Here is a 4,757-nt window from a genome sequence, read left to right as displayed (position 1 = left end):
GTTCCATTTTAGAGATTTGTTTAAGATAAGATATAACTCATTGAGATGTGTCATAGTATTCGTCGTTAGAAAACAATTATTGTGACATTATTTCAATGAGTTATCTATTTTTGTCGTGTACAGAGAATATTATTTTAAAAATGCTCTTGCATAAGAGCTATTAATTTTCTCTTTTTCGTTTAGTTCATTTGCAGCATAAAATACAAGATTTGGATTTTTAAGCAACTCTCTTCCATATGCAACAAAATCACAAAAACTATTTTCAAGAAGATATTCACCCTCTTTTGCTGTTGTTATTAAACCAACAGCAATAACAGGAATATCTACACTTTTTTTAATCTCTTTTGCCCAATTAGCTTGATAAAATGGTTCAATTTTTGGTATCTTATCTGGATTTTCTATATTTCCACCACTTGAAACATGAATACAATCAACTCCAACTTTTTCTAACTCTTTACATAAATAAATAGAGTCTTCTATATTCCATCCATTTTGCATCCATTCATCAGCACTAATTCTAACAATAAGGGGTAATTTTACCCTATTTTTTATCTCTTTTGCAGTTTCAATTACTAATCTACACCTATTTTCTAAACTTCCACCATAAATATCATCTCTTTTATTTGTTAAAGGTGATAAAAATTCACACAACAAATATCCATGAGCAGCGTGAAGTTCTACTGAATCATAATTTGCTTTTTCGGCTCTAATTGCAGCATTTACAAACAACTCTTTTATTTTTGTTATCTCTTCAAGACTTAACGCTTTTGGAACTTTATATGGTGATTTTTGACTAAAAGCAATTGAGCTTGGAGCTACACAAATATCATCAACAACTTCAGATTTTCTTCCTGCATGAGCTAATTGTATAGAACTTTTTGCTCCAAATAAGTGTAACTTCTCATTCATTTTTTTATGATTTTCAATTAAAGAATCATCCCAAAGTCCTAATTCAAAAGATGAAACTCTTCCTTTTGGCTCAACTGATGCTGGTTCAACAATAATTAAACCAACATCAGCCATTGCTCTTGAAGTATAGTGAAACATATGGAAATCTTTTAATTCTCCACTATTATCACTTTTATACATACACATAGGTGGCATTACAACTCTATTTTTTAGTTCCAAATCACCTATTTTACCTTTGTTTAATAATAAACTCATTATAGCTCCTTAAATTAAATATATCAAATTATATATACACTAAACTTAAAATTCTCTCTTAAAGTATCTTCAAATTTAGCTAACTCTTTATTTAAATCCAAATCTCCTTTAAAAATATCATGCATAGAGTAAGTTTTAAAGGTTCTAATCCAACAAATTGAAAAGTTTTATGAGTAGCAACATTTGCTTCATCTAGTGATAATCCATCAAAAAAACCATCAGGATTGTTAAACTCACTTTTTGGACAATTATATGTCAAGCTTAGCATATATTTTTTGCCTTTTAGTAATCCACCACTTCCATAAGTTTTGCTATCATCGTTTTTGCTTCTTCCGTCGTTTGCATAGTGTCTTCCTTGAGTAAAAGTCTCATCGAAATATTTTTTTGTAATCCAAGGAACACCCATCCAATAAACAGGATATTGAAACAACACATAATCAGCCCACTCAAACTTCTCACACTCCTCTTTTATATCGTAACCCTTATCTATATTTGTATATTTTATAAGAAAGTTATTTTCTTTGAAAAATTGTGTCGCTTTTTCTAAAATCTTTTCAGTTAATTCACCTTTTGCAACATTTTCATAATATTGGTGTCCATTTAAAATTAAAACTTTTTTCATTTTGTACTCCTTTTAAATTATTCAACAATTATATATAATCAAACTTAACTTTTATATCGATTAAGGCTTTATACAAAGTTTGCAAAAACCACTTGCAACAACTTGAAATTAGAGTAATTACCCTAGCAACCACTCTAGCACCAGCTATTATCTGTTTTTCTAATTTTAAATATCTTTTATCGATAAAAGCCTATACTCTATCTCATAATCTTTATACTCTTGAATTAATTTTTGAGATTTCAAAACTAAAGCCTGATAGTTTATCCGTTTTTCATTTAGTTTTACTTCACAAATTAGAAGTTTCTTATCAATATCATCGATAGCAACTATATCTATCTCATTTTGATTATTTCTCTCCCAATATGAGCCAATAGAAGTGAAAGTTTGTTTCTCTTTTAAGAGTTCCACAAAAAGTTTTTCAAGGAATTTTCCTTGAAAAGTTGAGATATCTCTATAGATAATCTCTTTTAATCTATCGAAATTTTCAGCTTCGATTAGTGATTGGTATTTAAAAATAAATCTAAACCAAAAGGATAAAAAATTATCAACTATCTCATATTTTTGTACTTTTGAGTTTGGTTTAGCATTTATTGGTTTAATTGATTTTATGATGTTATAGTCATTTTCAAGTCGTGATAAATGTCCTGAAATATTTCTTTCCAAAATTGATTCTATTTCACTTCTTGATGTTTTTGAATCAGAGATTAAAGCTAAAATAGAAAAATATGTTCCATACTCTTTTCCAAACTCTTCAATAAGTCTATTTTTTCCCTCTTCCAAAAATATTGAGTTTGGATCAATAATTGTATCTATCATAGATTTTAAATCAAAACTACTGTTTAAGATAAATAGTTCTATATATTTTGCAACTCCACCACTTAGCAAATAAAAATCAAGTAAATTTTTATTTGAATAAGAGTTGTAATCTTTTAAAATCTCCTTTAATACACTTACTTTCAAAGGTTTTAAATCTATTTCCCTTAGATAAGTCTTGGAAAAGTAAGCGTCCATTACCCATAACGATGATTGGAGATGCTGCTCATTTGATGCCTCCTTTTGCAGGACAAGGCGTAAACAGTGGGTTGATGGATGCCTTGATATTGTCGGATAATCTGACCAATGGGAAATTTAACAGCATTGAAGAGGCTATTGAAAATTATGAACAGCAAATGTTTGCTTATGGAAGAGAAGCACAGGCAGAATCAATAATAAACGAAACGGAAATGTTCAGCCTCGACTTTTCGTTCCAAAAACTAATGAATCTATAAAACAGAAAGGCGAGGAAATGAAAGAGAAAATAGTTAAAAAAAACGGAATAAGACTTTTTACCGAAAGTTTTGGATGTGAAAAAGATCCGGCAATACTCTTGATTGCGGGAGCAACGGTATCCATGTTGTATTGGGATGCTGAATTTTGCCAGAAACTATCTGAAAAGGGATTTTTTGTTATTCGCTACGACAATAGGGACGTAGGAAAATCTACTAATTACGAACCGGGTTCAACCCCCTATGATATTGTTGACTTAACCCATGATGCTATTTCAATTTTGGACGGCTATAAAATAGTCAAAGCCAATTTTGTGGGAATTTCACTGGGCGGACTGATTTCTCAAATAGCATCAATAAAATATGCCGACAGGGTAAGTTCAATAACACTAATCTCATCAGGTCCTTGGGGCGACTCAGACCCCACAATTCCTGAAATGGATACGCGTATTTTAGATTTTCACGGAAAAGCTGAAACCGTAGATTGGACAAATGAAGACAGTGTGGCAAATTATTTAATTCAAGGTGCTGAATTGATGAGCGGCAGGAAACAATTTGACAAACAAAGAAGTGAAAAACTGATTAGAGCCGAATTTAAAAGAGCTAATAACTATATAAGTATGTTCAATCATGCGGCACTGCAAGGTGGTGAAGAATACTGGAACAGATTGAGCGAAATCAATCAGCCAACCTTAATTGTACACGGAACGGACGATAAAATATGGCATTTTAAGAATTCAGCAGTTTTACTTGAAAAGATAAACGGCTCAAAACTAATAACGCTTGATGGAACCGGACACGAACTACATTTCGAAGATTGGAATAAAATTATTGATGGAATAACGCAACATACAACAAATAACAAAAGAATGAACAAATAGGGTATTATGTATTTCCAAATCAACGGTTTAGAGATTGAAGCTAATATCAATGTGTTCTTTGAATAACATCTTTTGGTGTTTTTTAATAATCATACTACGCAATTTTCTTTTATAAAAGGAAATATTGTAAACTAAATACGAAATGGTATCTTCATTAAATCATATTATCTCAGAGGTACAGCGAAAAGAAAATGCCATTTCGCTGTCTGCACCTAATATAATTGATGAAGCGCACCAAATGACGATATACCTAAAAGAGTACTTATGGTCAATAAGAGAGGATATTATAAAGCAGGGTTTTAAAAACCATTGGGAGGAAATCAACTTCTTTCGCAACATTAAGCCATACATTCTTAAATAAGACCGTCCCGTAAATTTCAGCCGAATCCGACAAAAAGGCGTGAAGATTTCCTTTAAATAGAGAGACCGAAGGTCATCCTTTTCCTAAAAAAGGGGGGGGCCATGGTTCCAAGATGTAAAATCGAGGGCTAATTCAGGCTATACTTTTGTAATTACCAAAAACTTCCATGGCTCTTGCCCAAAAGAGCTAGGAGATTTTCTCCCTGCTTCTAAAATATAGTTTAAATCTTCATCTTTTATCTTTTTTGTCTCATCAAATATTTTACAAGCATGTCTAAAATCCATTGCTTCCATAAAAGTTTTTTCCATAAATTTATCCTTATTTTTTATTAATATTATTCTCTGTACACGACAAATTTCACAGAACCCTTATCCTATCAGGATTCTGCTTTCTTAAAATTGCCAAAATTTCCTTAAACTCTTCTTTTTTCCCAAAACCAATTAAACGCTGAATCGCCATTTGAA

Annotated in this window: 5 protein-coding genes and 1 pseudogene; 2 read left to right on the top strand and 4 right to left on the bottom strand. The window is 31.1% G+C overall.

The features are described 5' to 3' along the window. Positions 1–129: 129 nt before the first annotated feature. From FTU35_RS13040 to FTU35_RS13030, 3 genes are all read right to left on the bottom strand, one after another. A complete protein-coding gene (locus FTU35_RS13040) occupies positions 130–1,164 on the bottom strand; it encodes a tRNA-dihydrouridine synthase (RefSeq protein WP_169538918.1) in 1,035 nt (344 codons plus the stop codon). A 91-nt stretch (positions 1,165–1,255) separates the two neighbouring features. Then, positions 1,256–1,786 carry an NAD(P)H-dependent oxidoreductase gene (locus FTU35_RS13035; RefSeq protein WP_218944953.1) on the bottom strand — a complete coding sequence of 177 codons (531 nt, stop codon included), beginning with the start codon at positions 1,784–1,786 and terminating at the stop codon, positions 1,256–1,258. Between the two features lie 165 nt (positions 1,787–1,951). Then, positions 1,952–2,602, bottom strand: coding sequence for a DUF234 domain-containing protein (locus FTU35_RS13030; RefSeq protein WP_218944954.1), 651 nt, complete (start codon positions 2,600–2,602; stop codon positions 1,952–1,954). 155 nt (positions 2,603–2,757) lie between these two features. Between FTU35_RS13030 and FTU35_RS13025 the strand changes: the two are divergent. After that, positions 2,758–3,054: pseudogene (locus tag FTU35_RS13025) on the top strand (FAD-dependent oxidoreductase); the annotation flags it as partial. Positions 3,055–3,071: 17 nt separating this feature from the next. Then, complete coding sequence (estT, locus tag FTU35_RS13020) at positions 3,072–3,932, top strand: macrolide hydrolase EstT (protein WP_077782102.1); 861 nt, start codon at positions 3,072–3,074, stop codon at positions 3,930–3,932. Positions 3,933–4,430: 498 nt separating this feature from the next. On the opposite strand, the gene FTU35_RS13015 is transcribed toward estT, so the two are convergent. Then, a complete protein-coding gene (locus FTU35_RS13015; RefSeq protein WP_218944955.1) occupies positions 4,431–4,601 on the bottom strand; it encodes a nitroreductase family protein in 171 nt (56 codons plus the stop codon). Between the last annotated feature and the right edge of the window lie 156 nt (positions 4,602–4,757).

The organism is Acinetobacter sp. YH12095 (assembly GCF_013419245.1).
GTDB classification, from domain to species: domain Bacteria; phylum Pseudomonadota; class Gammaproteobacteria; order Pseudomonadales; family Moraxellaceae; genus Acinetobacter; species Acinetobacter towneri.
Note: the sequence above shows the minus strand (reverse complement) of the source record. Positions and strands in the feature narration are given on the sequence as shown.

Coding starts and splice junctions, on each gene's coding strand:
- FTU35_RS13035 (WP_218944953.1), bottom strand. CDS start 1,786: ATGAAAAAAGTTTTAATTTTAAATGGACACCAATATTATGAAAATGTT.
- FTU35_RS13030 (WP_218944954.1), bottom strand. CDS start 2,602: ATGATAGATACAATTATTGATCCAAACTCAATATTTTTGGAAGAGGGA.
- FTU35_RS13015 (WP_218944955.1), bottom strand. CDS start 4,601: ATGGAAAAAACTTTTATGGAAGCAATGGATTTTAGACATGCTTGTAAA.
- FTU35_RS13040 (WP_169538918.1), bottom strand. CDS start 1,164: ATGAGTTTATTATTAAACAAAGGTAAAATAGGTGATTTGGAACTAAAA.
- estT (WP_077782102.1), top strand. CDS start 3,072: ATGAAAGAGAAAATAGTTAAAAAAAACGGAATAAGACTTTTTACCGAA.